A 26990-nucleotide genomic window follows, 5' to 3' on the forward strand; every position below is an offset into this window, starting at 1 on the left:
GAACCCGGTCGGTCAGGAGACGGCGGTGGCCGGGACATCCGGCTGCTCCGGACGGCGTCGTCGTGCCGTCGGCAGGCTGAGCACCATCGTGAGGCCGCCGCCGGGGGTGTCCTCGGCGTCCAGCGTGCCGTCCATCGCCTCGGCGAAACCGCGGGCGACCGCCAGGCCGAGGCCGACGCCCGCACCGCGCGGGACGTCGCCGTAGCGCTGGAAGGGCTCGAAGATACGTTCCTTGGCCTCGTCGGGGACGCCGGGCCCGCGGTCGACCACCCGCACCTCCACCCGGTCGGCGATGGCGCTCGCCGAGACCAGCACCGGCATGTCCGTGGGACTGTACTTGACGGCGTTCTCGACCAGGTTGGCCACGCAGCGCTCCAGCAACCCCTTGTCCACGTCGACCATCGGCAGGGTTTCCGGGATGTCCAGCTCCACGCTGTCCTCGGGCACCCCGCCCAGCGCCATCGGCACCACCTCGTCCAGGTCGATCTCCCGGATGATCGGAGTCACCGTGCCGGTCTGGAGCCGCGACATGTCGAGCAGGTTGCCCACCAGGCCGTCGAGGCGGTCGGCACCCTCCTCTATGCCCTCCAGCAGCTCCGCCTGGTCCTCCTCGGACCACGCCACGTCTTCGGAACGCAGACTGGACACCGCCGCCTTGATCCCCGCCAACGGAGTGCGCAGGTCGTGGCTCACCGCCGCCAGCAACGCGGTCCGGATCCGATTGCCCTCGGCCAGCGCCCGCGCCTGGTCGGCCTCCTCCCGCAGGCGCCGACGGTCCAACACCACCGCCGCCTGCGCGGCGAACGCGGCCAGCACCCGCCGGTCCTCCGCCGGCAGCACCCGCCCCGTCAACGCCAGCGCCATATGGTCGCCCACCGGCACATCCACATCCGCGTCGTCCGGATTCACACACGGCCGGGGCCCCACACTGCCCGCGCACGTCCACGGCTCCACGTCGCTCTGCCGCTCCAACAACGCGGCCGACTCCATACCGAAGGTCTCCCGCACCCGCTCCAGCAGCTCCTCCAGGCTCGTCTCACCGCGCAGCACATTGCCCGCCAGAAACGACAGGATCTCCGACTCGGCCCGCAACCGGGCCGCCTGCTGCGTACGCCGGGCCGCCAGATCCACCACCGACGCCACCGACACCGCCACACCCACGAAGATCGCGATGGCGACGATGTTCTTCGGGTCGGCGATCGTGAAGGTGTGGACCGGCGGGGTGAAGAACCAGTTCAGCAGCAGCGAGCCCACCACCGCCGAGGCCAGCGCGGGCAGCAGTCCGCCGAGCAGGGCGGCGGCCACCGTCAGCGTCAGATACAGCAACATGTCGTTGGCCAGGCCGACTTCGGGCGCGACGCCGGTGAGCAGGACGGTGAGGAGCGCGGGGCCGAGCACACCGACTGCCCAGCCCCACAGAATCCGCAGCCGTCCGAGCCGCGCGCCCCGGGCGTCGGGCAGTCCCCGTCCCTTGCCCGCCTCGTCGTGCGTGATCAGGTGGACGTCGAGGTCGGGACCCGACTCCCGGGCGACCGTCGCACCGACACCCGGCCCGAACACGTACTGCCAGCTCCTGCGCCGCGAGACGCCGAGGACGATCTGGGTGGCGTTCACACCACGGGCGAAGTCCAGCAACGCCACCGGGACGTCCTCACCGACGACCTGATGGAAGGTGCCGCCCAGGTCTTCCACCAGCGTGCGCTGGACCGCGAGTTCCTTGGGTGAGGCGGAGGTCAGGCCGTCGCTGCGGGCGATGTAGACCGCCAGCACCTCACCGCCGGCGCCCTTCTCGGCAAGACGGGCGGCCCGCCGGATCAGCGTCCGCCCCTCCGGGCCGCCGGTCAGCCCGACCACGATGCGCTCCCGCGAACCCCAGATCGCCGACACCCGGTGCTCACTGCGGTACTGCTGGAGATATTCGTCGACCCGGTCCGCGACCCACAGCAGCGCCAGTTCGCGCAGCGCGGTCAGATTCCCGGGCCGGAAGTAGTTCGACAGCGCCGCGTCGACCTTGTCCGACTTGTAAATGTTGCCGTGCGCCATCCGCCGCCGCAGCGCCTGCGGCGACATGTCCACCAACTCGATCTGATCCGCACGCCGCACCACCTCGTCCGGCACCGTCTCCCGCTGCCGGACCCCCGTGATCGACTCCACGACATCACCCAGCGACTCCAGGTGCTGGATGTTCACCGTCGAGATCACATCGATCCCGGCCGCCAGCAACTCCTCCACGTCCTGCCAGCGCTTCGTGTTGCGCGACCCGGGGATGTTGGTGTGGGCCAGTTCGTCCACAAGTACCACTTGCGGATGCCGGGCCAGCACCGCGTCCACGTCCATCTCCGTGAAGACGGTGCCGCGGTACTCCAGTTCCTTGCGCGGGATCTCCTCCAGACCGTGCAGCATCACCTCGGTACGCGGCCGCTTGTGGTGCTCGACGAAGGCCACCACACAGTCCGTGCCCCGCTCCACACGCCGATGCGCCTCGGACAGCATCGCGTACGTCTTGCCCACGCCCGGTGCCGCACCGAGATATATCCGCAGCTTGCCGCGTGCCATGTTCATCCTTCGAAGCGGTAACCCATGCCGGGTTCGGTGATGAGGTAACGGGGGTGCGCGGGGTCCGCTTCCAATTTCCGGCGCAACTGGGCCATGTAGACGCGCAGGTAGTTGGTCTTGTTGCGCTGGGACACCCCCCAGACCTCCTGGAGCAGGTACTTCTGCGTGATGAGCCGGCCGGGGTTGGTGACCAGGATCTCCAGCAGATGCCATTCGGTCGGTGTCAGGCGCACGTCGCGCCCGCCGCGGACGGCCTTCTTGGCGAGCAGGTCGATGGTGAACCCGTCCGTCTCCACCAGCGTCGGCTCGGACGTGGCCGGGCCGTCCTCGGTGCGGCGGACCGCCGCCCGCAGCCGGGCCATCAACTCGTCCATGCTGAACGGCTTGGTGACGTAGTCGTCGGCTCCCGCGTCCAGCGCGGCGACCTTCTCGTCGGACGCCTGGCGGGCGGACAGCACGAGTATCGGCACGCGTGTCCAGCCGCGCAGCGCCTTGATCACGTCGACGCCGTCCATGTCGGGCAGTCCGAGGTCGAGCATCACGACGTCGGGCTGGCGTGCCGCGGCCAGCCGCAGTGCCGTGGCACCGTCGGGCGCCGCGTCCACTCCGTACTGGCGTGCCTGCATGTTGATCACCAGGGCCCGGACGAGCTGAGGGTCGTCCTCCACCACCAGCACGCGGGTCATCGGTGGACGCCTTTCCGGTCGTACGGGGGCTTGTGGGCTTCAGGACGGCGGGAGCCGGCGGAACCGGGACATGTTCCGGGCCGCCGGCTCCCGCGCTGGTCGGGTAACGCCATCAGCTCTTCGCCACAAGTTCCTTGAGGGCGATGTTGAGTTCGAGGACGTTCACGCGGGGCTCGCCGATGAAGCCGAGGGTGCGGCCCGTGCTGTTCTCGTCGACGAGCTTCTGGACCTGGTTGACCGACAGACCGTTCTGCTCGGCGATCCGGTGGACCTGGATGTCCGCGTACTGCGGGGAGATGTCCGGGTCCAGGCCGGAGCCGGAGGAGGTCACCGCGTCGGCGGGCACCTCGGAGGCCTTGACCTTGTAGTCGGCGGTCGAGTTGTCCTTGATGACCGCGGCCTTGGCGTCCTTCACCCACTGGATGAGTTCTTCGTTGTCACCGGACCGGTTGGTCGCGCCGGACAGGATGAGCTTGTACTGGGTGTTGACGCTGTTGGTGCCGAGGCCGTTCTGCGGACGTCCCTGGAACCACTTCAGATCGGGCGCCGGGGTCTCCTCGCCCTTCTTCAGCGGCAGGTTGTACGACTGCCCGATCAGGGACGAGCCGACGACCTTGCCCTCCGCCTTGATCTCAGAGCCGTTCGCCTTGCCGTTGAACAGACCCTGCGCGACGCCGGTGATCACCAGCGGATAGATGACGCCGGTCACCAGGGTCAGCACGAGGAGGGCACGCAGGCCCGCCCCGAGCAACCGGGCGGTGTTCGTAACCGAGTTGTTCATGGCGATCAGCCGATTCCAGGGATGAGGGAGATGAGCAGGTCGATGATCTTGATGCCGATGAAGGGGGCGATCAGCCCGCCGAGGCCGTAGATCCCGAGGTTGCGGCGGAGCATCTTGTCGGCGCTGACGGGCCGGTACTGCACACCTCGCAGGGCGAGCGGGACCAGCGCGATGATGATCAGCGCGTTGAAGATGACCGCGGACAGGATCGCGGAGTCGGGCGAGGACAGGTCCATGATGTTGAGCTTGTCCAGGCCCGGGTAGACGGCCGCGAACAGCGCCGGGATGATCGCGAAGTACTTCGCGACGTCGTTGGCGATGGAGAACGTCGTCAACGCGCCCCGGGTGATCAGCAGTTGCTTGCCGATCTCGACGATCTCGATGAGCTTGGTGGGGTTGGAGTCCAGGTCCACCATGTTCCCGGCCTCCTTGGCGGCCGAGGTACCGGTGTTCATGGCCACACCCACGTCGGCCTGGGCCAGCGCCGGCGCGTCGTTCGTACCGTCACCGGTCATCGCGACCAGCTTGCCGCCGGCCTGCTCCCGCTTGATGAGCGCCATCTTGTCCTCGGGAGTCGCCTCCGCGAGGAAGTCGTCGACGCCCGCCTCCTCGGCGATCGCCTTGGCGGTCAGCGGGTTGTCACCCGTGATCATGACCGTCTTGATGCCCATGCGGCGCAGCTCGTGGAACCGCTCGCGCATGCCGTCCTTGACGACGTCCTTGAGGTGGATGACACCCAGCACACGGGCGCCCTCGGAGTCCTCGATGGCGACCAGCAGCGGGGTGCCGCCGGCCTCGGAGATCCGGTTGGAGAGGGTGTCGGCGTCGTCGGAGACCTCGCCGCCCCGCTCCCGGACCCAGGTGATGACCGAACCGGCGGCGCCCTTGCGGATCTTGCGGCCGTCGACGTCCACACCCGACATACGGGTCTGGGCGGTGAAGGCGATCCACTCGGCGCCCGCCAGCTCGCCCTGGTGACGCTCGCGCAGCCCGTACTTCTCCTTCGCGAGTACGACGATGGAGCGGCCCTCGGGCGTCTCGTCGGCCAGCGACGACAGCTGGGCGGCGTCCGCGAGTTCGGCCTCCGTGGTGCCGTGCACCGGCACGAACTCGGCGGCCTGCCGGTTGCCGAGCGTGATGGTGCCGGTCTTGTCGAGCAGCAGTGTCGAGACGTCGCCAGCGGCCTCGACTGCCCTGCCCGACATGGCGAGTACGTTGCGCTGCACCAGCCGGTCCATGCCCGCGATGCCGATCGCGGAGAGCAGGGCGCCGATGGTGGTCGGGATGAGGCAGACCAGGAGGGCCACCAGGACGACCATGGTCAGGTTGGTGCCCGCGTAGTCGGCCAGCGGCGGCAGGGTGGCCACCGCCAGCAGGAAGACGATCGTCAGAGACGCGAGGAGGATGTTCAGCGCGATCTCGTTGGGGGTCTTCTGGCGCGCGGCGCCCTCGACCAGCGCGATCATCCGGTCGATGAAGGTCTCGCCCGGCTTCGTCGTGATCTTGATGACGATGCGGTCGGAGAGGACCTTCGTACCGCCGGTGACGGCCGAGCGGTCGCCGCCGGACTCACGGATGACCGGAGCCGACTCACCGGTGATGGCCGACTCGTCGACGCTGGCCACGCCCTCGACGACGTCACCGTCGCCGGGGATGATGTCGCCCGCCTCGCAGACGACCAGGTCGCCGACCTTCAGCTCGGTACCGGGCACCTGCTCCTCGACGGAGCCGTTGAGCCGCCGGGCCACCGTGTCGGTCTTGGCCTTGCGCAGGGTGTCCGCCTGCGCCTTGCCGCGGCCCTCGGCGACGGCCTCCGCGAGGTTCGCGAAGATCACCGTCAGCCAGAGCCAGGCGCTGATCGTCCAGCCGAACCAGTCGCTCGGGTCCTTGAAGGAGAAGATCGTCGTCAGCACCGAGCCGACGAGGACCACGAACATCACGGGGGACTTGATCATCACCCGCGGGTCGAGTTTGCGGCACGCGTCGGGCAGCGACTTCAGCAGTTGCCTGGCGTCGAAGAGCCCCGCGCCGACGCGCCCTTCGTCCTTGTGCCCGGTGGGTACGTCGCTGTGCGGCGCCCTGGTCGGGGTGGCTGTGGACATGGAGTCCTCTTGCTTCTCTATGCGGGTGGTCATGACGCCAGCCCCTCGGCCAGCGGACCCAGCGCGAGGGCCGGGAAGTAGGTCAGACCGGTGATGATCAGGATCGCGCCCACCAGCAGGCCGGTGAACAGCGGCTTCTCGGTGCGCAGGGTGCCCGCGGTGGCCGGGATCGGCTTCTGCTCGGCGAGCGAGCCGGCCAGCGCCAGCACGAACACCATCGGCAGGAAGCGGCCGAACATCATGGCCAGGCCCAGGGTGGTGTTGAACCACTGCGTGTCCGCGTTCAGTCCGGCGAAGGCCGAACCGTTGTTGTTCGCGGCCGAGCTGTAGGCGTACAGGATCTCGGAGAAGCCGTGCGCGCCCGAGTTCGTCATCGAGTTGCCCGGGGTGGGCAGGGCCATGGCCGCGGCGGTGAAGATGAGGACCAGCGCCGGGGTGATGAGGATGTAGCAGGCCGCGAACTTGATCTCGCGGGTGCCGATCTTCTTGCCCAGGTACTCGGGGGTACGGCCGACCATCAGACCGGCGATGAACACCGCGATGATCGCCATGATCAGCATGCCGTAGAGGCCGGAGCCGGTACCACCGGGCGCGATCTCACCGAGCTGCATGCCGAGGATGGTGATGCCGCCGCCGAGACCGGTGAACGAGGAGTGGAAGGAGTCCACCGCTCCGGTCGAGGTCAGGGTGGTCGACACCGCGAAGATCGACGAGGCACCGACACCGATGCGGGTCTCCTTGCCCTCCATCGCCCCGCCGGCGATGTCGAACGCGGGGCCGTGGTGGGCGAACTCGGTCCACATCATCAGCCCGATGAAGCCGAGCCAGATGGTGCCCATGGTCGCGAGGATCGCGTAGCCCTGCTTGATCGAACCGACCATGACGCCGAACGTGCGGGTCAGCGCGAACGGGATGACCAGGAGCAGGAAGATCTCGAAGAGGTTGGAGAACGGGGTGGGGTTCTCGAACGGGTGGGCGCTGTTGGCGTTGAAGTAGCCACCGCCGTTGGTGCCCAGTTCCTTGATGGCCTCCTGCGAGGCGACCGCACCGCCGTTCCACTGCTGCTGGCCGCCCATGAACTGGCCGACCTCGTGGATACCGGAGAAGTTCTGGATGGCACCGCAGGCGACCAGCACGATCGCGGCGATCGCGGCGCCCGGCAGCAGGATGCGGACGACACCGCGCACCATGTCGGACCAGAAGTTGCCCAGCTCACCGGTGCGGGAGCGGGCGAAGCCGCGGACCAGCGCGACGGCGACGGCGATACCGACCGCGGCCGACACGAAGTTCTGCACGGCCAGCCCGGCGGTCTGCACGACGTGGCCCATGGCCTGCTCGCCGTAGTACGACTGCCAGTTGGTGTTGGTCACGAAGGACACGGCGGTGTTGAACGCCTGGTCCGGGTCGATCGAGGAGAAGCCGAGCGAGCCGGGCAGCACGCCCTGGAGCCGCTGTAGCGCGTAGAGGAAGAGGACGCCGACCGCGGAGAAGGCCAGCACACCGCGCAGGTACGCGGGCCAGCGCATCTCGGTGTTGGGGTTGGCGCCGATGCCCTTGTAGATCCACTTCTCGACGCGCCAGTGCTTGTCGGAGGAGTAGACCTTGGCCATGTAGTTGCCGAGGGGGATGTAAGCGAGCGCCAGTGCCGCTATGAGAGCGAGCAGCTGGAGGATGCCGGCGAGTACGGGACCCATATCGTGTCTCAGAACCTCTCCGGGAAGATCAGGGCGAGGACGAGATAGCCCAGCAGGGCAACGGCCACGACAAGGCCGACGATGTTCTCGGCAGTCACAGCTTCGTCACCCCCTTGGCGGCAAGGGCCACCAGCGCGAAGGCCGCGACCGTGATGACGACGAAGGCCAGATCGGCCATCGTGAGCTCCTGGAATGAGGTTCGGATTGGACTAGGACGGTTAGAGGAAACCGTCTTTCTGGCCGGATTCGGCCGTCGTTGACGGGTCCCTTACGGCGGCGCACACGTCTTTGACGCGACTCTTACGGCACCTGCGGTGACCCGCATGCCCGCGCAGCCGTACAGCGCAATGGGACGCTCAGGACAGCCGGAACCGCAGCCGACAAATGACTGCATCCGTGTCTCGACGTACGGCGTGCGCGACGACCGCGCCCCGCTGGTTCTGGAGCAGCCGCTGCCACAGCCGCTCCGGCTCCGTCTCCGGGATCAGCACGGTGACCCGGGTGGCTGGTTCCGTTGCGGTGACCTCACGGACGTAGGCGGCGATGGGACGCCCCAGGGAGCGGCGTTCGCAGTTCAGCCGGACCAGGGGCACCCCTGGGTCCCACTCGGCCCACGCGGCCTCGAGGGCATGGAGCGCGGCCCGGTCCTCGGGATCCGGGTAGCACACGGTCACCGCACGGACCTCGTCGCCGAGTGACGCGGCGGCGGTCAGGGCCTCGGACGTCAGGCGGGACAGGGAGGAGACGGGCACGATCACGACCGAGCGGTCGCGGTGCGGGGTCTGCGGGATGCGGCCGAGACCGAGGCGCTCACCGATCCGGGTGTAGGCGCGGTGCACGGTCTCGAAGGCCGCCACCAGCAGCGGCAGAGCGATCACGATCAGCCAGGCGCCCTCCTCGAACTTGGTCGCCGTGACGACGACCGCGGCGACACCGGTGAGGAGAGCGCCGAAGCCGTTGAGCAGCGCCTTGCCCTGCCAGCCGGGCCGGCGCTCGAGGCGCCAGTGCCGGACCATGCCCACCTGGGCGATGGTGAAGCCGACGAAGACGCCGATGGCGAAGAGCGGCACGAGGGTGTTGGTGTCGCCGCCGGAGAACACCAGCAGGGCGGCGGAGACCAGGGCCAGGGTGAGCACGCCGTGGCGGTGGACCTGGCGGTCGGCCTTGAGGGCGAAGACGTGCGGCAGGTAGTTGTCCCGGGCGAGCAGCTTCAGCAGGACGGGGAGGCCGCCGAAGGAGGTGTTCGCGGAGAGGGCCAGCAGGATCATCGTCGCGAACTGGATGACGTAGAAAGCCCAGTTGTGGCCGAGGGAGGCGTCCGCGAGCTGGGCGAGGACGGTGACGCCCTCGACCGGCTGGAGGTGGAAGCGGGAGATCAGCACCGAGAGGCCGATCAGCATCAGGCCGAGCACGGCGCCGAGGGCGACCTCCGCGCGCTGGGCCCGTTTGGCGCGCGGGACGCGGAAGGAGGGGACGGCGTTGGCGATGGCCTCGACGCCGGTGAGGGCGCTGCACCCGGAGGCAAAGGCTTTCAGCAGGAGCAGGGCACCGACGGTCGTGGCGTTGTCGGCGAGCACGGAGGCGTGTCCCTGGGCGGTCGCGGTACTCACGGGTTCGGAGCGGAAGAGGCCGACGGCGATCAGTATCAGGATCGAGCCGACGAATATCACGGTCGGCACGATGAACACCTTCGCCGACTCCACGATGCCCCGCAGGTTCACGCCGGTGATCAGCACCAGCACCACCAGGCACAGCCACAGCCGCTCGTCGTAGAACTCCGGGAACGCTGAGGTCAGCGCGGCCACACCCGCCGTGACGGCGACAGCGACGTTCAGGACGTAGTCCAGGACGAGCGAGGCCGCGGCGACCAGACTCGTACGTGCGCCCAGGTGCGTCCTGGCGACGGCGTACGAACCGCCGCCGTCCGGGAAGGCCGCGATCACCTGCCGGTACGAGGCGACCAGCACCGCCAGCAGGCCCGCGATGGCCAGCGTGACCGGCAGGGTGAAGCCGAGTCCGTGGGCGCCCGCGGCGGCCAGGACGAGCACGATCGCCTCGGGCCCGTACGCCACCGACGCCATCGCGTCCAGGGACAGCGCGGCCAGGCCGGTGACAGCGGTGAGGCGATGGCGCTCACCGGTATCCGGTGGTTCCTCACCTGCGGGGACGGCGTCCGGTTCGGCGGTCAGAACGGACATGGATGCGTGCTCCTTCGTACGGGGTGGAACGACCGCGCGTGGGACGCCGCGCGCGGTGCACCCAGGTTCTGTCCGGATCACATGGCCGCCGGCCGCTCCTTGCGCGTTCTTCGCGCGGAACCGGCTGACCTTGACGGCACCTTGACGGGGGTGTGACCCAGGCGGCGCGCTGTGGGGCCGTCAAGAACTGCCGACGACCCGTCAGAGTCGTATCAAGGCGGGTTGTCCGAACCCGGGCGGTCTCTAGCGTCGGCACCATGGCACACCGCGACGACGCGCGACCCGACGTCTTCAGCACCCCCATGCGGCCGCCAGGTCCGCAGGTGTACGACCGCCAGTGGAAGCCGGAGCTGTACAGCTCGCTCCGCTGCTCGGCCGTACTGCTCGGGCTGCTGCTCCTGGTCGACTTCGGCGCCGACACCTTCACCCCGCGACGCGGCGCCCTCTGGCTCGCCCTCGCCGCCCTGCTCTTCGTCGTCCTGTGCCCGGCCCGGATCACCGCGAGCGAGGGCCTGCTCGAATCCCGCCGCCTGCTGCGCACCCGGCGGGTCCGGACCGACCTGCTCGTGTCGGTCCGCTGCCTCGACGGCGTCGCCCAGCGGCTGGTGCTGCGGGACAAGTCGGGCTCCCGGGTCGAGATCGACCCCCGGGTCCTCGTGAACAACCCCGACCTCTGGCACCGGCTCGACGAGGACACCCAGCGTTCCGTGGCCGCCGGCACCCTGCTGTGCGGGGCGACGGCGCTACGCCGGGTGGCGGACCGCATCGACCGAGAGACAGCCCAGACGGTGTTCAAGGCCTCGGGCCTGGACTAGCCCCTGCCCACTCCCCCCGACGCCGGGTTCGCAGCGCCCCAAAGGGGCGCGGGGAACTGCGCGACCAGCCACAACGAACCCGCAGCCAACCGACCAACAACCCGACCGGCACACCCCCACGAATCACGTGGCCGGCGCAGACCGCTGAACCGACGCCTGCGTCTCGGCCAGTGGGAGGGACACGACCATGGTCAGCCCACCGCCCGGCGTGTCCTCGGGCGCGATCGTGCCGTTCATCGCCTCGGTGAGCCCGCGGGCGAGGGCGAGGCCCAGGCCGAGTCCTGTGGTGTTGTCGTTGTCGCCGAGCCGCTGGAAGGGTTCGAAGAGCCGCTCCCGGCCCGTCTGCGGCAGCCCGGGGCCGCGGTCCACGACCCGCAGTTCGACCCGGCCCGCCAGCACGCTGGCGGTCATCAGGACCCTGCGGTCGGGCGGGTTGTGGCGGGCGGCGTTGGCGACCAGGTTGGCGATCACCCGCTCCAGCAGTGGCGGGTCGGCCAGCACCGCTGGAATCCCCTCCATGTCCCCGGTCTCGATCTCAGCGTCGGGGGTGTCGCCCAGCGCCGCCGGAAGGACCTCTTCCAGGGCGGTGGCCCGGAGGTTCAGCTTGAGCACGCCCGCCTCCAGGCGGCTCAGGTCGAGCAGGTTCTCCACCAGACGGTTCAGCTTGGCCATGGACTCGTCGGCGGTGGCGAGGAGTTCGTCACGGTCCTCGGCGGAGAACTCGACGTCCCGGCTGCGCAGCGAGGCGACCGCGGCCCAGCCCGCGGCCAGCGGCGTGCGCAGGTCGTGGCCGACGGCCCGCAGCAGCGCCGTACGCATCCGGTCGGCGGCCTTGACCGGCTCGATCTCGGCGGCGGCCTCGGCGAGCCGCGCCCGCTCGACCGCGGATCCGACGTGCGCGGCGAAGGCGGCGAGGACCCGCCGTTCGGACGACGAAAGCGTCCGGCCGCGCAGCACCAGCCAGGCACCGGGGCCCGCCGGGACGGCGGTGACCCCGTCGGCATCGGGCGGCTGGTCGACGAGTTCGGCCGACGACATGCCGAAGGTCTCCCTGGTCCGCTCCAGCAGCGCCGGGATCGTCTGGCCGCCGCGCACGATGCTGCCCGCGAGCGAGGACATGGTCTCCGCCTCGGCGGTGGCGCGGGCCGAACGGCGCGACAGGCGCAGGGAGCGGTCCACGACGGCGGCGACCACAGCGGCCACCACCGCGAAGACGGCCACCGCCACCAGCGCGTTCGGATCGTCCAGCGTGAAGTGGCCGATGGGCGGGATGAACCAGTAGTTGAGCAGCAGGGACGCCGTGACGGAGGCGATGACCGCGGAGACCACACCGCCTATGCAGGCCACACCCACCACCGCGAGCAGGAACAGCAGAGCGTCACTCGTGAGGTTCACGGTGTCGCGCACCTGCGCCAGACAGATGGTGAGCAGCACCGGCAGCACGAGTCCGGCGACCGGCCCCGCGATCAGCCGGGCGGTCGACAGCGTGCGGCGGCGCGACGGCAGGAGGGTGCCGCGTCCCGCGCGCTCGTGCGTGACCCGGTGGACGTCGATGTCGCCGGAGAGCGCCACGACGGTCTCACCCGTGCCGAGCCCGGTCAGAAACCGCTCCAGCCGCCCACGCCTGCTGGAGCCGAGGACGAGCTGGGTGGCGTTCTCGGCGCGGGCGAACTCCACGAGTGTGGTGGCGACTTCGTCGCCGACGACCGAGTGGTAGCTGCCGCCGAGGTCCTCGACGAGCCGTCGCTGCCGGGCCAGTGACGCATGGGACACCCCGGCGGCCAGGCCGTCACTGCGGGCGACGTGCACGGCGAGCAGGTCGCCGCCCGCCGACCGGTCGGCGATCCGGGCGGCCCGCCGGATGAGCGTGTCGCCCTCCGGCCCGCCGGTCAGCGCGACCACGACCCGCTCCCGGGTCTCCCACACCCCGCCGATCGCATGCTCGGCCCGGTAGAGCTGGAGCGCCTCATCCACCCGGTCGGCGACCCACAGCAGCGCCAGCTGCCTGAGCGCCGTCAGATTGCCCTGCCGGAAGTAGTTGGCGAGGGCCGCGTCGATCTTCTCGGGCGCGTAGATGTTCCCGTGCGCCATACGGCGGCGCAGCCCTTCGGGCGGTATGTCGACGAGCTCGATCTGATGGGCACGCCGGACGACCTCGTCGGGCACCGTCTCGTGCTGCGGCACCCCGGTGATCTTCTCGACCACGTCCTTGAGGGACTCCAGGTGCTGGATGTTGACAGCCGTGATGACGTCGATCCCGGCGGCCAGCAGCCGTTCGACGTCCTGCCAGCGCTTCGGATTGCGTCCGCCGCCGGGGACGTTGGTGTGCGCCAGTTCGTCGACCAGCGCGACCGCGGGCCGCCGCTGAAGTACGGCGTCCACGTCCATCTCCGGGAACACCCCGCCGCGGTACTCGCACCGGGCCCGGGCCAGCACGTCGAGCCCGTCCAGCATCCGCTCGGTGCGCGGGCGCCCGTGGCACTCCACGAACCCCACCACCACATCCGCCCCGCGGGCGGCCCGGCGCCGCCCCTCGTCGAGCATCCGGTAGGTCTTGCCGACGCCGGGAGCGGCCCCGAGGTAGACCTTCAGTCGTCCGGGCCTTACGTCATTCATCGCAGCCGTAGCGCTCCGCTCACTGGCTCAACTCCTCTGAGGAGACCGGTGTCTGCTCTCACCGAAGCCCCTTTCCGGGCCGGTCGGCACGGCCGTTAGCGGATCCTTGGCGCGGCTCACGTGGACCTTGACACTGCCTTGACACAGCCCGTGTCGATAGAGTGACAGCGGTGTGCCGGGAAGCCTGGTCGGCGTGGAGCCGACGTGGCTCCGTGAACAACGCCCCAGGGGGACGGCATGCGCAGCGTCGGCACGGTTCTCGCACTCGTGGTGCTCGCCACGGTCGTAGCGACCTTCGCCCGCCGATGGCGCATCCCCGCCCCTTCCCTGCTCGTGGTCGCCGGACTCTCCGTGGCGCTGTTGCCCGGCACCCCCCGGATCGAGATCAGCCCCGAGATCATCAGCCTGGTCGTGCTGCCGCCGCTGCTGTACGCCAGCGCCGAGGAATTGCCCTGGCGGGAGCTCCGGCTGGTGTGGAAGCCGGTCGGGATTCTCTCGGTCGGGCTTGTCCTCGCGTCGGCGGCGACGGTCGCCGCGGTGGCCTCGGCGGTGACGCCGCTGTCCTGGCAGATGGCGCTGGTGCTCGGCGCGGTCCTGGCCAGCACCGACCCCGTCGCGGTCACGGCACTGGGCCGACGGCTCGCGCTGCCGCCGAAGGTCCAGGTGCTGGTCCAGGCGGAGAGTCTCTTCAACGACGCGACCTCGCTCGTCCTGTTCCGGGTCGCGGTGGGTGTCGCCGTGGCGTCCGCGGCGGCCGACTGGGGCACGGCGGGCTCCGAGTTCCTGGTGCTCGCGGGCGGCGGCACGCTGATCGGCGCCGCGGTCGCGGGCGTGGTCGCACTGATCCGCCGGCGCACCGAGGATCCCGTCCTGGAGACGGTGATCTCCCTGGTCACGCCGTACGCGGCCTATGTCCTGGCGGAGGCGGCGCACACGTCCGGTGTCACCTCGGTGGTGGTCGCGGGCGTCGTCCTGGGCAGCACCGGCGACAGACTCACCAGCGCACGCATAAGACTCCAACTGCACGCCGTGTACGGCACCGTGGTGTTCCTGCTGGAGAGCGTGGTGTTCTCGCTCATCGGCCTGGCGCTGCCCGAGCAGGTGCGGGCGCTGTCCGACGACGACCGGGCCTGGCCGCTGTACGCGCTGGCGGTGGCCGGCACACTCATCGCCGTACGACTGCTGTGGCTGGCGCCGCTCTCGGCGGTGGTGCAGCGCAAGGGCGGGATCAGCCGGATGAACTGGCGGATCCCGGTGGTGCTGACCTGGGCGGGCACCCGGGGCGTGGTGCCGCTGGCGGCGGCCCTGTCGATTCCGGTGGCCACGGAGTCGGGCGCCGACCTCGCCGAGCGTCCGCTGGTCCTCGTCCTCACCACGTCGGTCGTGGTCGTCACCCTCGTCGTCCAGGGCTTCACACTCGCCCCCGTCGTCCGCGCCTCCGGCATCGCCCTGGAGCCCGACCACACGGAACGGGAGGAGACGGCGGCCCGTTGCTCCATCGCCGAAGCAGGCCTGCGCCGCCTGGACGAACTCTCGGAGCTGGAGGCCGTGCCCGACGTCGTCCTCGACCGGCTCCGCCGCGGACTGACCGCCCGCCTGGACGACGCGCGGGACCGTCTCTCGGACCACAACGGGCAGGTGGCCACCGCGGAGTCCGCCGACCTGGTCTACCGCCAGCTGCGGCGCGACCTCATAGCGGTGGAATCGGTAGAACTCCAGCGCCTCTACGACGAGCACGCCATCAGCGACACCACCCGCCGCCGCATGCAGCGCTCCCTCGATCTGGAGGATGCCCGCCTGGCCGACGCATAGCTCGGCGGGCAGGGCGGCAACACCAGCATTGACGCGCTCCTGACGTATCCTCAGCCGCGTTTGACGTGGCCTTGACGGCGGGACCGCCCGCCGCGTCAGGAACCCGCAAATTCCTTGCTGAGCAGGGCCGTTCGTGCGACGCGGACGACTAGATTCCCTGACGGCCGCCGCTGAGGCCGCGGGCGTCAGTGGCCTCACGGCTCCGGAAACCTCATCCGAATCTGCTCGAAGGCGGCCCTGTGCCCTGTCCGAGGCGGGCACCGGCGCACGGCCTCTCGTCGTCCCATCGCCGACGACCGTGCGCTGCCGTGCGGTGCCGGGGCCCCGGCACCGCACGGTCCCCGCGGCCAACGTCCCTGTCAGCCGGAAGGGTCCGCCGGCGTGCCCCGGTACGCGGCGCCCCGTTCCCCCACCGAGGCACGAAGGTCCCCATGTTTCCCGCTGCTCCCGAGCAGGCCCCGCCGTCCCGCCCCCAGCGCGTCCCCCGGCCCGGATCGACGTCAGGAGCGAGACGCCGCGCCCAGAGCGGACTGTTCGAACCCGCCCAGCTGGTCCGGTCCTTCCCCGAGGCGCTGCGCAAGCTGCACCCGAGGGTCCTGGTCCGCAATCCGGTGCTGTTCGTGGTCTCTGTCGGCGCGGTTCTGACCACGCTGTCGGCTCTGCTCCACCCGGCCGTCTTCACCTGGGTCATCAGCGTCTGGCTCTGGCTGACGGTGATCTTCGCCAACCTCGCCGAGGCCGTCGCCGAGGGCCGCGGCAAGGCCCAGGCCGAGTCGCTGCGCAGGGCCCGTACGGACACGGTCGCCCTGCGCCTGCTCGACTGGCGCTACGGCACGAACGTGCGAACGGCCCGCACCGAGGCCGTCGCCGCCACCGACCTCAAACCGCTGGACGTCGTGCTCGTCGAGGCGGGCGAGATGATCCCGGCCGACGGCGATGTCGTCGACGGGATCGCGGCGGTCGACGAATCGGCGGTCACCGGCGAGTCCGCGCCCGTCATCCGCGAATCCGGCGGCGACCGCAGCGGCGTCACGGGCGGTACGACCGTCCTGTCCGACCGGGTCGTCGTGCGGGTCAGCGCCCGCCCCGGCCACAGCTTCCTGGACCGCATGATCGCCCTGGTCGAGGGCGCCTCCCGGCAGAAGACGCCGAACGAGATCGCCCTCAACATCCTGCTGGCCGCCCTCACGATCGTCTTCGTCCTGGTCGTGGTCACGCTCCAGCCGATGGCCGCGTACGCGAAGGCGGCCCAGTCGACGACCGTGCTGGTCGCTCTGCTCGTGACACTCATCCCGACGACGATCGGCGCGCTGCTCTCCGCGATCGGCATCGCGGGCATGGACCGCCTGGTGCAGCGCAACGTGCTCGCGATGTCCGGGCGTGCGGTCGAGGCCGCCGGCGACGTGAACACCCTCCTCCTCGACAAGACCGGCACCATCACCCTCGGCAACCGCGAGGCCGCCGCCTTCGTCCCGCTCCCCGGAACCGACGAACGGCAGCTCGCGGACGCCGCCCAGCTCTCCTCCCTCGCCGACGAGACGCCCGAGGGCCGCTCCGTCGTCGTACTCGCCAAGCGGCAGTACGGCCTGCGGGAGCCAGCCGAGGGCGAGTTGGCGAACGCCCGCTGGGTCGCCTTCACCGCCCAGACCCGTATGAGCGGCGTGGACCTGCGCTGGGACAACGGCGCCGTCTGCGCCATCCGCAAGGGCGCCGCCCAGCAGGTGATCGACTGGGTCCAGATGTACGGCGGTCACGTCCCGTCCGAGGCACGGCACTTCGCCGACTCGGTCGCCGCGTCCGGGGGTACGCCGCTGCTGGTGGCCGTGCACGACTGGGACGGGCCGCGTGTCCTCGGCCTGATCCACCTCAAGGACGTCGTCAAGGACGGCATCCGCGAACGCTTCGCCGAACTGCGCCGCATGGGCATCCGCACGGTCATGATCACCGGCGACAACCCGCTCACCGCCCGCGCCATCGCGCAAGAAGCGGGCGTCGACGACTACCTGGCCGAGGCGACCCCCGAGGACAAGCTCGCGCTGATCCAGCGCGAGCAGTCGGGCGGCAAGTTGGTCGCGATGACCGGCGACGGTACGAACGACGCCCCCGCGCTGGCCCAGGCCGACGTCGGGGTGGCCATGAACACGGGTACGTCGGCCGCGAAGGAGGCCGGCAACATGGTCGACCTCGACTCGAACCCGACGAAGCTCATCGAGATCGTCGAGATCGGCAAGCAACTGCTGATCACCCGGGGTGCGCTGACCACGTTCTCCATCACCAACGACGTCGCCAAGTACTTCGCCATCATCCCGGCGATGTTCGCGGGCGCCTACCCGGGCCTGGAGGCGCTGAACATCATGGGCCTGCACAGCCCGACCTCCGCGATCACCTCGGCGATCATCTTCAACGCGCTGATCATCGTGGCGCTCATCCCGCTGGCTCTGCGGGGCGTGCGGTACACACCCTCGTCGGCGCACGACCTGCTGCGCCGCAACCTGCTGGTGTACGGGCTCGGCGGTCTGGTGCTGCCCTTCGTGGGCATCAAACTGATCGACGTGCTGATCTCAGGGGTGCCGGGTCTCGGCTGACGACTTGCGCGTGCCGGTCGTCAAGGACACGTATGCGCACGTCAGAAGGGCGTCAGGGAACCGTCGTCGAGCTTGTCCGGGGCGTGCGGGACGGCTTCCATGGAACCTGTGAACAGCGCCTGGCTTCTCTTCGACCGGCCGCCGAGTCCCACTCGGCCGCTCCGTCGTGCGCCGCGCTGCCCGGAGACGATCGCGTCCTGCTGACGCTCGTTCCGTGACCCGAGGGGCGCCGTGATTCGGTCCGGCGCCCCTCGCCCCTTTCCCACCCGCACGTCCGCCGCCCCTTGAAGGGGGCCGCGTCGCGTGCCCGTACCTCCGGATGGACCATGTCTGACTCCGACCTTGCTTCCCTCTCTGGCCGCACCGTGCTCATCACCGGCGCCACCTCCGGCATCGGCCACGAGACCGCCCGACAGCTCGCCGAGCGCGGCGCCACCGTGCTGCTGCACGGCCGCACCGCCGAGGAGGCCCGTGCGGCCGCCGACGCCCTGGTCGCCACGGCGGGCATCGACCCCGCACAACTGTGCACGTACGCGGCCGACTTCACCCGCCTCGACGAGGTCGAGACCCTCGCCCGCAAGGTGGTCGCCGAACACCCGCACCTGGACGTCCTCGTGAACAACGCGGGCATGGCGGCCCCCGAGCGGCACACCATCACCGCCGACGGCAACGAGATCGCGTTCCAGGTCAACTTCCTGGCCCACTACCTGCTGACGTGCCTGCTGGAACCGGCGCTCATGACCGACCCGGGCGGCCGCGTGGTCAACGTGTCCTCGTCGCTGCACCGCACGGCCAACATCTCGTGGGCCGACCCCAACCGCGCCCGCCGCTACTCCCGGCTCGCCGCCTACGCCCAGTCCCAGCTGGCCCTGACGGTGTTCGCGGCCGACCCGCGCGTCACCGCCGTCTCCGTGCACCCGGGCGTCTGCGACACCGCACTGCTCCCGCTCTACGCCCATGAAGGCGTCACCCCCGCCCAGGGCGCCGCCCACGTGGTCCGCCTGTGCGACCCGGCCGTCGAGATCGTCAACGGCGCCTACTACGACCGCGCCGAGCGCGTCGACCCGGCCCCGGCCGCCAGGGAGGACCGCACGGTCAAGCGCCTCAACAAGCTCGCCGACCTGCTCGTGGGCCGCAGCACCACTTGAACTTCACATCACAGCAAGGGAGTTGACGTACATGTCAAAGCGCGCCCGCAAGAAGAGGGCCCGCCGCAAGAAGAAGGCGAACCACGGCAGCAAGGCCGGTCAGCGTTAGTCCGGGCCGTCATCCAGGGGCGGGCGATGCGGAGCACACGCTCCCGCTCGCCCGCCCTCTCCCGTCACCCATCCGCGAGGCGTCCATGCTCGAACTCTCTCCCGATCACCTCCCCGCCCTCACCCGCTGGTTCCCCGCAGGCACACCCGGCCCCGCCGCCATCGGCGAGCACGTGCTCGCCACCGGCGTCGGCCGCTGGTGGGCGGACCGGCCCGTCCGACCACGGGTCGTCGCCACGTCGTGCGCCGGTTACGTCGTCCTGCGCGGCACCCCCGACGTCCTCGCACCGGAGGACCTCGCCCCCCTCGCCGGCAGTCGCATCGACGCCCCCGAGCGCTTCCTGCCCGCACTCGGCGCCGCCTTCGAACGGCTCACCCCCTGGGAGCGCATGATCTGGACCCGGCAGACCGAACCACAGCCCGCCGCAGTCCCCTTCGGGATCACCCTGCGCCGACTGGAACCGGCCGACACCGACGCGCTGGAAGACCTCGGCCCGGACGCCTCATGGCTCTCGGCCAGCTGGGGCGGCCCGCTCGGCCTCGCCGCCTCCGGACACGGCTGGGCGACGCTGAGCCGCAAGGGTCGCATCCTGGCCGTCGCCTGCACCTACTTCCGAGGCAGCAGTCACGAGGACGTCGCGGTCTTCACCGCTCCGGATCACCGCCGCCACCGCCTCGCCCTGGCCTGCGTCAACGCCCTCTGCGAGGACATCTCCGCCCGCAACCGCACCCCCAGCTGGAACTGCTCCGTTCTCAACCGTGCCGGCCGCCTGCTCGCCTGGACCGCCGGCTTCCGACTGGTCCGCGAGTATGTGCACTACGCGGTCGGCAGCCCTGTCTCCCGCGACCGGCTCACCTTCAGGGCGGGCAGGTGACGGCGTACGACATGACGCTGGGTGCCCGCCCCCGATCACCGGGACCGGACCTCCCCCATACAGCGCAGCGGCGGCAAATGGGCTGCTGGAGTTCACTTCCTGATGTGCAACCCACGGCAACACGGCCAGTCTTAACGCAAGCTTGACGCCTCCGGCCCCGTCATCCGTGGGCCCGGGCGTCACTCTCCGCTTACGCTGGTGCCGCCGTCCGCGTGATGGCCGGATCCACACTCCCCCGCTGCCTTGAGGGCGTGGGGGACTCCCAGCCGCACATCAGGAGCACGCCGATGGCCACCACGGAACACCCCCCGCCCAGTCGCCTGCGCGCCTGGATGCTGGAGGGCCTGTCCGACATGGGCAAGGCCGGCGCGCAGCACGCACCGAGCGCCGAACCGAAGGCGGACGAGGGCCAGCACTGGTACCGCGTGATGTGCCTGACCGGCGTCGACTACTTCTCGACCCTCGGCTATCAGCCGGGCATCGCGGCGCTCGCGGCCGGCCTGCTGTCGCCCGTCGCGACCATCATCCTCGTGATCGTCACCCTGGCGGGCGCCTTGCCCGTCTACCGCAGGGTGGCCGAGGAGAGCCCGCACGGACAGGGCTCGATCGCGATGCTGGAGCGGCTGCTCACCTTCTGGAAGGGCAAGCTGTTCGTCCTGACCCTGCTCGGCTTCGCCGCCACCGACTTCCTGATCACCATCACGCTCTCGGCCGCGGACGCCTCCACCCACCTGGTGGAGAACCCCCATCTGAACAGCGCCCTGCACGACCAGCAGATGCTGATCACGCTTGTGCTCGTCGCGCTGCTCGGCGCGGTGTTCCTCAAGGGCTTCCTGGAGGCGATCGGTGTCGCCGTCGCCCTCGTCGGGCTCTACCTGGCGCTGAATGTCGTCGTCGTGATCGTCGGCCTGTGGCACGTCGCCACCGAGGGACACGTCGTCACCGACTGGTCGAGCGCCCTGACCGCCGAGCACGGCAACGTCTTCGTCATGATCGGCATGTCCCTGATCGTCTTCCCGAAGCTCGCCCTCGGCCTCTCCGGCTTCGAGACCGGCGTCGCCGTGATGCCGCACGTCAAGGGCGACTCGGGCGACACCGAGGAAGACCCGAAGGGCCGGATCCGGGGCACGAAGAAGCTCCTCACCACCGCCGCCCTGATCATGAGCTGCTTCCTGATCGCCACCAGCTTCATCACCACCCTCCTGATCCCCGAGAAGGAGTTCGAGGAGGGCGGCCAGGCCAACGGCCGCGCCCTCGCCTTCCTGGCGCACGAGTACCTCGGCGGCGGCTTCGGCACGGTCTACGACGTCTCGACCATCGCCATCCTGTGGTTCGCCGGCGCCTCCGCGATGGCCGGCCTGCTCAACCTCATGCCGCGCTACCTGCCCCGCTACGGCATGGCCCCGCACTGGGCCCGCGCGGTCCGCCCGATGGTGATCGTCTTCACCCTGATCGCCTTCCTGGTGACCTGGATCTTCGACGCCGACGTCGACGCGCAGGGCGGCGCCTACGCCACCGGTGTCCTGGTGCTGATCAGCTCCGCGGCGATCGCCGTGACGATCGCCGCCCGCAAGGCGGGCCAGCGCAACTGGACCATCGGCTTCGCCGTGATCTCGGCGGTGTTCCTCTACACGACGATCGTCAACGTCATCGAGCGCCCGGACGGCGTGAAGATCGGCGCCTGCTTCATCGCGGGCATCATCATCCTCTCCCTGGCCTCCCGACTGGCCCGCGCCTTCGAGCTCCGCGTGACCAGCGTGACGATGGACGACATGGCGGAACGATTCATCCGGGATGTCGCCAGCCGCAAGATCCGGTTCATCGCCAACGAGCCCGACGCCCGCGACAAGGCCGAGTACCGGGACAAGATCGAGCAGATCCGAGAGGACAACGACCTCTCCGAACAGGACGACTTCGTCTTCGTCGAGGTCACGGTCACCGACCCGTCCGAATTCGAATCCGGCCTCACCGTCCGCGGCGAGGTCATGCACAACCGCTACCGCGTCCTCACCCTGGAGTCCTCCTCCGTCTCCAACGCCCTCGCCGCCCTCCTCCTCAACGTCCGCGACACCACCGGCTGCATCCCCCACATCTACTTCGAGTGGACCGAAGGCAACCCCTTCACCAACTTCCTCCGCTTCTTCCTCTTCGGCCAGGGCGAGGTAGCCCCCACCACCCGCGAGGTCCTACGAGAAGCAGAACCAAACCGCACCCGCCGACCTCGCGTCCACACGGGTTGAGCGCGGGCGCCGCGATCATGTCGCGGGCGCGGGGATTGAGGGCAGGGCGCCGAAATTGAGGGGCAGGCGCCCCGGCATTGGGGGTGGACACCCCGCGATTGCGGGGGTGGGCGACGGATCGATCGGGCCCGGACGTCTGGATCGCGTGGCAGGTGCGGGGGTCGGAATGCGAGTGCGCAAGCGATCGAGGCACGGGCACCCACATCACGCGCCGGCGCTCCCATCAGCGTGCACACCGGATCGCGTAGCCAGCCCGGGGATCAGAACGCGGGCTCGGAAACGATCGAAGTGCAGGCACCCACATCACGCCGCGAACGCTCCCATCAGCACGCGGACACCGGACCACGCGACAAGAGCCCGGATCGGAACGCGACCGGCACCCGGACCACACGGCGAACGCCGGCCCCGGAGCCCAGGCGCGAAGGTCAGGGTGCAGGCGCTGGGATCGCGTCAAAATGCGGCCGTACAGCGCCAGGACCCCGTCAACGACACCGCAGCCGTATGACCGGCGACCTACCGTCGGCCCCATGCGACCGAGCGAACCGCAGAGCCCGGCCGGCGACCGCCACTGGCGCGGCAGCGTCCGGTTCGCGGCGGCCTGTGCTCTGGTCTTCGGCACGATGACCCTGTTGGTCGACTGGGACGCCCACACCCTCACACCGCCCCGCGCCCTGTTGTGGCTGGCCCTCACCGCCGCGGCCTTCGCGGTGCTCCTCCCCCAGCGGGTCACCGCCGGCCCCGGCTGGCTGACCGTCCGCGGCCCGCTCGGAAGGCACACCGTCCATACGGACGCCCTGATCGCCGTACGACACTACGGCGACATCTCCTCGCACCTCATCCTGCGCGACGCCCACGGCCAACGCCTGGAACTCGACCCCCGGGTCCTGATCGCCAACCCACTGATCTGGCACGAACTCGACACAGGCGTCCGCCGCTCCCTTGAACGCGGCACGCTGCCGCAGGACCCGGACGACCTACGCAGACTGCGTCACCGGATCGACGACGAGACCGCGCAGGCGGTACTCAGGGCGTCGGGGATTTCCTGAACCACCGGCGGCGCGGTGCCCGCGCCACGACCCGGCCGTAGCGCAACTCCCCCACCAGCTCCACGCCCAACTCGTCATGAAGCGCACGCCGTACGGTCCGATAGGCACGCAGCGCGTCCGCCGTCCGTCCCGCACTCACGCTATATCGCGTTACACCCAACGACCCGCCCCATGTCCACCACTGCCCACCCACCCAAGGCGACGCAGCCCCACGCATACCGAGCCGGGGCCACTCCCACGACTACGGTGGGGACCCCAAAGGGCGCAAAGCACGCAAGGCACACCAACCCACGCACTTCCCCGACCTCACCAATCCCCCACGTTCTGCGAGGCGTTCCCCATGAGCCTGAGCATCCGCAACCAACTCCCCGGCACGGTCACCTCCGTCACCCCCGGCGAGGTCATGGCAACGGTGAAGATCCACTTGGCCGGCGGTCAGGACTTCACCGCGGCAATCACCCGGGAAGCGGCCGAGGAACTCGGCCTCGCGTCGGGTTCCGCCGTACGCGTCCTCGTGAAGTCCACGGAGGTGGCCCTGGCCACCACCCCGGTCGAGGGCCTCTCCATCCGCAACCAGCTCCCCGGCACGGTCAACGGCATCGCCACCGGCAACGCCATGGCCTCCGTCAAGATCGGCGTCGAGGGCGGCGAACTGACCGCCGCGATCACCCAGGACGCCGCCACGGACCTGGCCCTGGCGCCGGGCACTGCCGTGATCGCACTGATCAAGTCGACCGAGGTCTCACTGGCGACCACATGACACACGCGACCGCATGACGCACCGGGGGCTCCACCGCACGGCGACGCGCGGCGGAGCCCCCGGTCAGGCCTGCCTCAGTCCTCGTACGCATCCAGCGGCGGGCACGAGCACACCAGGTTCCGGTCACCGAAGGCCTGGTCGATCCGCCGCACCGGCGGCCAGTACTTGTCGGCCACCGAGACGCCCTCCGGGAAGACGGCCTCCTCGCGCGTGTACGCGTGCTCCCACTCCCCGCCGAGCGCGCCCGCGGTGTGCGGCGCGTTCCGCAGCGGGTTGTCGTCCGCGGCCCACTCACCGGAGCCGACCTTCTCGATCTCCGCACGAATGGCGATCATCGCCTCGCAGAACCGATCCAGTTCGGTCAGATCCTCGGACTCGGTCGGCTCGATCATCAGCGTCCCGGCCACCGGGAACGACATCGTCGGCGCGTGGAACCCGTAGTCGATCAGCCGCTTGGCGACATCGTCGACACTCACCCCGGTCGCCTTGGTCAGCGGCCGCAGATCGATGATGCACTCGTGCGCGACCAGCCCGCCCGGCCCGGTGTAGAGCACCGGGTAGTGCGGCTCGAGCCGCTTGGCGATGTAGTTGGCACTGAGCACCGCCACCTGCGTGGCCCGCTTCAGCCCCTCCCCGCCCATGAGCCTGACGTACGCCCACGAGATCGGCAGGATCCCGGCGGACCCCCACGGCGCGGCCGAGATCGGTCCGACACCACTCTCCGGACCGGCCGCGGGCTGCAGCGGGTGGTTCGGCAGATACGGCGCCAGGTGCGCACGCACACCGACCGGCCCGACACCCGGACCGCCACCGCCGTGCGGGATGCAGAAGGTCTTGTGCAGATTCAGATGCGAGACGTCCCCGCCGAAGTGCCCCGGCTTGGCCAGCCCCACCAGGGCGTTGAGGTTGGCCCCGTCGACGTACACCTGCCCGCCGGCCTCGTGCACCTGCGCACAGATGTCGGCGACATGCTCCTCGAAGACGCCGTGCGTCGACGGGTACGTGATCATCAGCACCGACAGCTCGTCGCGGTACTGCTCGATCTTCGCCCGCAGGTCCGCCACGTCGATCTCGCCGTCCTCGGCGGTCTTCACGACGACGACCTTCATCCCGGCCATGACGGCACTGGCGGCGTTGGTCCCGTGCGCGGAGGACGGAATCAGACACACGGTCCGCTGCTCGTCGCCGTTGGCCCGGTGATATCCGCGTACGGCGAGCAGCCCGGCGAACTCGCCCTGCGAACCGGCGTTGGGCTGGAGCGACACCTTGTCGTACCCGGTGACCTCGGCGAGCCGCTCCTCCAGCTCACGGATCAGCGTGAGATAGCCCTGCGCCTGCTCTGCGGGCGCGAAGGGGTGCAGCTGCCCGAACTCGGGCCAGGTGACCGGCTCCATCTCGGTCGTGGCGTTGAGCTTCATGGTGCAGGAGCCCAGCGGGATCATGCCGCGGTCGAGCGCGTAGTCCCGGTCCGCGAGCCTGCGCAGGTAGCGGAGCATCGCGGTCTCGGAGCGGTACTGGTGGAAGACGGGGTGGGTCAGGTAGTCGTCGGTGCGCAGCAGTGCGTCCGGCAGCGAATCCGCCGTGGCGGAGTCCAGCGCCTCGATGTCCGCCTCGACCCCGAATGCGGTCCATACGGCGCCCAGTTGGGCCCGGTTCGTGGTCTCGTCGCAGGCGATCGACACGCGGTCGGCGTCCACGAGCCGCAGATTGACGCCGTGCTCGCGCGCACCGGCGACGACCTCGGCGGCCCGCCCCGGAACCCGCACGGTGACGGTGTCGAAGTAGGCCCCCTGGACGACCTCGACACCACCGCTGCTGAGCCCCTCGGCGAGGAGCGTCGCGTACCGATGGGTCCGGCGGGCGATGGCCTTCAGCCCCTCGGGCCCGTGGTAGACGGCGTACATCCCGGCCATCACGGCGAGCAGCACCTGGGCGGTGCAGATGTTGCTGGTCGCCTTCTCGCGACGGATGTGCTGCTCACGCGTCTGAAGGGCGAGCCGGTAGGCCTTGTGCCCGTCGGCGTCGACGGAGACGCCCACGAGCCGTCCGGGCAGGCTGCGCGCGAACTTCTCGTGCACCGCCATGTATCCGGCGTGCGGCCCGCCGAAGCCCATCGGCACACCGAACCGCTGCGTCGTCCCGACCGCGATGTCGGCACCCAGCTCACCCGGCGACTTCACCAGCGTGAGTGCGAGCAGATCGGCGGCGACGGTGACGAGCGCGCCGAGTTCGTGCGCCCGGTCGATGACCGGCTTGATGTCGCGTACGGCACCGGAGGCGCCCGGGTACTGGATCAGCACGCCGTTGATCTCACGCTCGGCGAGCTCGGCCGGGATGCCCTCACTGAGGTCGGCGACGACGACCTCGACGCCGGTCGGCTCGGCCCGCGTCTCGATCACGGCGACGGTCTGCGGCAGCGCGTCCGCGTCGACCAGGAAGAGGCCCTTCTTGTTCTTGCCCATCCGCCGGGACAGGGCCATCGCCTCGGCGGCGGCCGTCCCCTCGTCCAGCAGCGAGGCACCGGAGGTCGGCAGTCCGGTCAGCTCCGCGACCATCGTCTGGAAATTCAGCAGCGCCTCGAGCCGCCCTTGAGAGATCTCCGGCTGGTACGGCGTGTAGGCCGTGTACCAGGCCGGGTTCTCCATGACGTTCCGCAGGATCACGGGCGGCGTGAACGTCCCGTAGTACCCGAGCCCGATCATGGAGCCGAGCACCTGGTTGCGGTCGGCGAGCGTGCGCAGCTCGGCCAGCACCTCGGCCTCGGTGCGTGCACCGGGCAGCTCCAGGTCGTCGGCGTTCTTGATCACATCCGGCACCGCGGCGGCGGTCAGCTCGTCGAGCGAGCCGTAGCCGACCTGCGCGAGCATCTTGGCCCGCGCCTCCTGGTCGGGCCCGATGTGGCGCTGCTCGAAGGGGATTCCCTGTTCGAGCTCGGAGAGCGGAATGCGATGGGCGGTCATTGCGGAGG

At 70.1% G+C, this 26990-nt stretch carries 18 protein-coding genes; 8 read left to right on the forward strand and 10 right to left on the reverse strand.

Annotation, left to right across the window (positions count from 1 at the left end; all coding sequences use genetic code 11):
- Window positions 1-12: 12 nt before the first annotated feature.
- The 7 genes from ACIHFB_RS06385 to ACIHFB_RS06415 form a co-directional block, all read right to left on the reverse strand.
- Entirely contained in the window at window positions 13-2556 is a 2544-nt protein-coding gene (locus ACIHFB_RS06385; protein ID WP_400125538.1) for a DUF4118 domain-containing protein, read from the reverse strand.
- Between the two features lie 2 nt (window positions 2557-2558).
- Window positions 2559-3242, reverse strand: a complete 684-nt coding sequence (locus ACIHFB_RS06390; RefSeq protein WP_365270904.1) for a response regulator transcription factor — start codon at window positions 3240-3242, stop codon at window positions 2559-2561.
- A gap of 112 nt (window positions 3243-3354) precedes the next feature.
- Entirely contained in the window at window positions 3355-4023 is a 669-nt protein-coding gene (locus tag ACIHFB_RS06395) for a potassium-transporting ATPase subunit C (protein ID WP_365270907.1), read from the reverse strand.
- Between the two features lie 5 nt (window positions 4024-4028).
- Window positions 4029-6158, reverse strand: coding sequence for a potassium-transporting ATPase subunit KdpB (gene kdpB, locus ACIHFB_RS06400; protein ID WP_365270910.1), 2130 nt, complete (start codon window positions 6156-6158; stop codon window positions 4029-4031).
- Window positions 6155-7819, reverse strand: a complete 1665-nt coding sequence (kdpA, locus tag ACIHFB_RS06405) for a potassium-transporting ATPase subunit KdpA (RefSeq protein ID WP_365270913.1) — start codon at window positions 7817-7819, stop codon at window positions 6155-6157. Before kdpA ends, kdpB (ACIHFB_RS06400) begins: the two co-directional genes overlap by 4 nt.
- Before the next feature lie 8 nt (window positions 7820-7827).
- Window positions 7828-7917 (reverse strand): K(+)-transporting ATPase subunit F, encoded by a 90-nt coding sequence (gene kdpF, locus ACIHFB_RS06410; protein ID WP_016434100.1) that lies wholly within the window; start codon window positions 7915-7917, stop codon window positions 7828-7830.
- 258 nt (window positions 7918-8175) lie between these two features.
- On the reverse strand, window positions 8176-10017 hold the full coding sequence (locus ACIHFB_RS06415; protein ID WP_400125540.1) for an APC family permease: 1842 nt from the start codon (window positions 10015-10017) through the stop codon (window positions 8176-8178).
- Window positions 10018-10274: 257 nt separating this feature from the next.
- Here ACIHFB_RS06415 and ACIHFB_RS06420 point away from each other — a divergent pair, with 257 nt between their 5' ends.
- On the forward strand, window positions 10275-10832 hold the full coding sequence (locus ACIHFB_RS06420) for a hypothetical protein (protein ID WP_365270919.1): 558 nt from the start codon (window positions 10275-10277) through the stop codon (window positions 10830-10832).
- Between the two features lie 123 nt (window positions 10833-10955).
- Here the strand turns inward: ACIHFB_RS06420 and ACIHFB_RS06425 are convergent, their stop codons facing one another.
- The gene (locus ACIHFB_RS06425; protein WP_400125543.1) at window positions 10956-13448 is read right to left on the reverse strand and encodes an ATP-binding protein; all 2493 of its coding nucleotides are present in this window, start codon (window positions 13446-13448) and stop codon (window positions 10956-10958) included.
- Between the two features lie 237 nt (window positions 13449-13685).
- On the opposite strand from ACIHFB_RS06425, the gene ACIHFB_RS06430 reads away from it, so the two are divergent.
- From ACIHFB_RS06430 to ACIHFB_RS06455, 6 genes are all read left to right on the forward strand, one after another.
- Window positions 13686-15260 carry a Na+/H+ antiporter gene (locus ACIHFB_RS06430; protein WP_365270925.1) on the forward strand — a complete coding sequence of 525 codons (1575 nt, stop codon included), beginning with the start codon at window positions 13686-13688 and terminating at the stop codon, window positions 15258-15260.
- Between the two features lie 431 nt (window positions 15261-15691).
- A complete protein-coding gene (kdpB, locus tag ACIHFB_RS06435) occupies window positions 15692-17845 on the forward strand; it encodes a potassium-transporting ATPase subunit KdpB (protein WP_400125546.1) in 2154 nt (717 codons plus the stop codon).
- 326 nt (window positions 17846-18171) lie between these two features.
- The gene (locus ACIHFB_RS06440; protein WP_400125548.1) at window positions 18172-18993 is read left to right on the forward strand and encodes an SDR family NAD(P)-dependent oxidoreductase; all 822 of its coding nucleotides are present in this window, start codon (window positions 18172-18174) and stop codon (window positions 18991-18993) included.
- 194 nt (window positions 18994-19187) lie between these two features.
- Window positions 19188-19976, forward strand: a complete 789-nt coding sequence (locus ACIHFB_RS06445) for a GNAT family N-acetyltransferase (protein WP_400125549.1) — start codon at window positions 19188-19190, stop codon at window positions 19974-19976.
- A 287-nt stretch (window positions 19977-20263) separates the two neighbouring features.
- Window positions 20264-22216, forward strand: coding sequence for an APC family permease (locus ACIHFB_RS06450; RefSeq protein WP_365270937.1), 1953 nt, complete (start codon window positions 20264-20266; stop codon window positions 22214-22216).
- A 527-nt stretch (window positions 22217-22743) separates the two neighbouring features.
- Window positions 22744-23262 carry a hypothetical protein gene (locus ACIHFB_RS06455; RefSeq protein ID WP_365270939.1) on the forward strand — a complete coding sequence of 173 codons (519 nt, stop codon included), beginning with the start codon at window positions 22744-22746 and terminating at the stop codon, window positions 23260-23262.
- Here the strand turns inward: ACIHFB_RS06455 and ACIHFB_RS06460 are convergent.
- The gene (locus ACIHFB_RS06460) at window positions 23240-23479 is read right to left on the reverse strand and encodes a BTAD domain-containing putative transcriptional regulator (protein ID WP_365270942.1); all 240 of its coding nucleotides are present in this window, start codon (window positions 23477-23479) and stop codon (window positions 23240-23242) included. The genes ACIHFB_RS06455 and ACIHFB_RS06460 overlap by 23 nt on opposite strands.
- 123 nt (window positions 23480-23602) lie before the next feature.
- Here ACIHFB_RS06460 and ACIHFB_RS06465 point away from each other — a divergent pair, with 123 nt between their 5' ends.
- Window positions 23603-24022: a TOBE domain-containing protein gene (locus ACIHFB_RS06465; RefSeq protein ID WP_365270945.1), complete on the forward strand. Its 420-nt coding sequence runs from the start codon at window positions 23603-23605 to the stop codon at window positions 24020-24022.
- Window positions 24023-24096: 74 nt separating this feature from the next.
- Here ACIHFB_RS06465 and gcvP read toward each other — a convergent pair whose 3' ends face one another.
- On the reverse strand, window positions 24097-26982 hold the full coding sequence (gcvP, locus tag ACIHFB_RS06470) for an aminomethyl-transferring glycine dehydrogenase (RefSeq protein ID WP_365270948.1): 2886 nt from the start codon (window positions 26980-26982) through the stop codon (window positions 24097-24099).
- Between the last annotated feature and the right edge of the window lie 8 nt (window positions 26983-26990).

It is taken from the genome of Streptomyces sp. NPDC051963, assembly GCF_044593495.1.
Classification (GTDB): Bacteria; Actinomycetota; Actinomycetes; order Streptomycetales; family Streptomycetaceae; genus Streptomyces.

Excerpts from the sequence above, each read along its gene's own strand:
- ACIHFB_RS06385 (WP_400125538.1), bottom strand. The coding sequence starts at position 2,556 with ATGGCACGCGGCAAGCTGCGGATATATCTCGGTGCGGCACCGGGCGTG.
- ACIHFB_RS06390 (WP_365270904.1), bottom strand. The coding sequence starts at position 3,242 with ATGACCCGCGTGCTGGTGGTGGAGGACGACCCTCAGCTCGTCCGGGCC.
- ACIHFB_RS06395 (WP_365270907.1), bottom strand. The coding sequence starts at position 4,023 with ATGAACAACTCGGTTACGAACACCGCCCGGTTGCTCGGGGCGGGCCTG.
- kdpB (WP_365270910.1), bottom strand. The coding sequence starts at position 6,158 with ATGACCACCCGCATAGAGAAGCAAGAGGACTCCATGTCCACAGCCACC.
- kdpA (WP_365270913.1), bottom strand. The coding sequence starts at position 7,819 with ATGGGTCCCGTACTCGCCGGCATCCTCCAGCTGCTCGCTCTCATAGCG.
- ACIHFB_RS06415 (WP_400125540.1), bottom strand. The coding sequence starts at position 10,017 with ATGTCCGTTCTGACCGCCGAACCGGACGCCGTCCCCGCAGGTGAGGAA.
- ACIHFB_RS06420 (WP_365270919.1), top strand. The coding sequence starts at position 10,275 with ATGGCACACCGCGACGACGCGCGACCCGACGTCTTCAGCACCCCCATG.
- ACIHFB_RS06425 (WP_400125543.1), bottom strand. The coding sequence starts at position 13,448 with ATGAATGACGTAAGGCCCGGACGACTGAAGGTCTACCTCGGGGCCGCT.
- ACIHFB_RS06430 (WP_365270925.1), top strand. The coding sequence starts at position 13,686 with ATGCGCAGCGTCGGCACGGTTCTCGCACTCGTGGTGCTCGCCACGGTC.
- kdpB (WP_400125546.1), top strand. The coding sequence starts at position 15,692 with ATGTTTCCCGCTGCTCCCGAGCAGGCCCCGCCGTCCCGCCCCCAGCGC.
- ACIHFB_RS06440 (WP_400125548.1), top strand. The coding sequence starts at position 18,172 with ATGTCTGACTCCGACCTTGCTTCCCTCTCTGGCCGCACCGTGCTCATC.
- ACIHFB_RS06445 (WP_400125549.1), top strand. The coding sequence starts at position 19,188 with ATGCTCGAACTCTCTCCCGATCACCTCCCCGCCCTCACCCGCTGGTTC.
- ACIHFB_RS06450 (WP_365270937.1), top strand. The coding sequence starts at position 20,264 with ATGGCCACCACGGAACACCCCCCGCCCAGTCGCCTGCGCGCCTGGATG.
- ACIHFB_RS06455 (WP_365270939.1), top strand. The coding sequence starts at position 22,744 with ATGCGACCGAGCGAACCGCAGAGCCCGGCCGGCGACCGCCACTGGCGC.
- ACIHFB_RS06460 (WP_365270942.1), bottom strand. The coding sequence starts at position 23,479 with ATGCGTGGGGCTGCGTCGCCTTGGGTGGGTGGGCAGTGGTGGACATGG.
- ACIHFB_RS06465 (WP_365270945.1), top strand. The coding sequence starts at position 23,603 with ATGAGCCTGAGCATCCGCAACCAACTCCCCGGCACGGTCACCTCCGTC.
- gcvP (WP_365270948.1), bottom strand. The coding sequence starts at position 26,982 with ATGACCGCCCATCGCATTCCGCTCTCCGAGCTCGAACAGGGAATCCCC.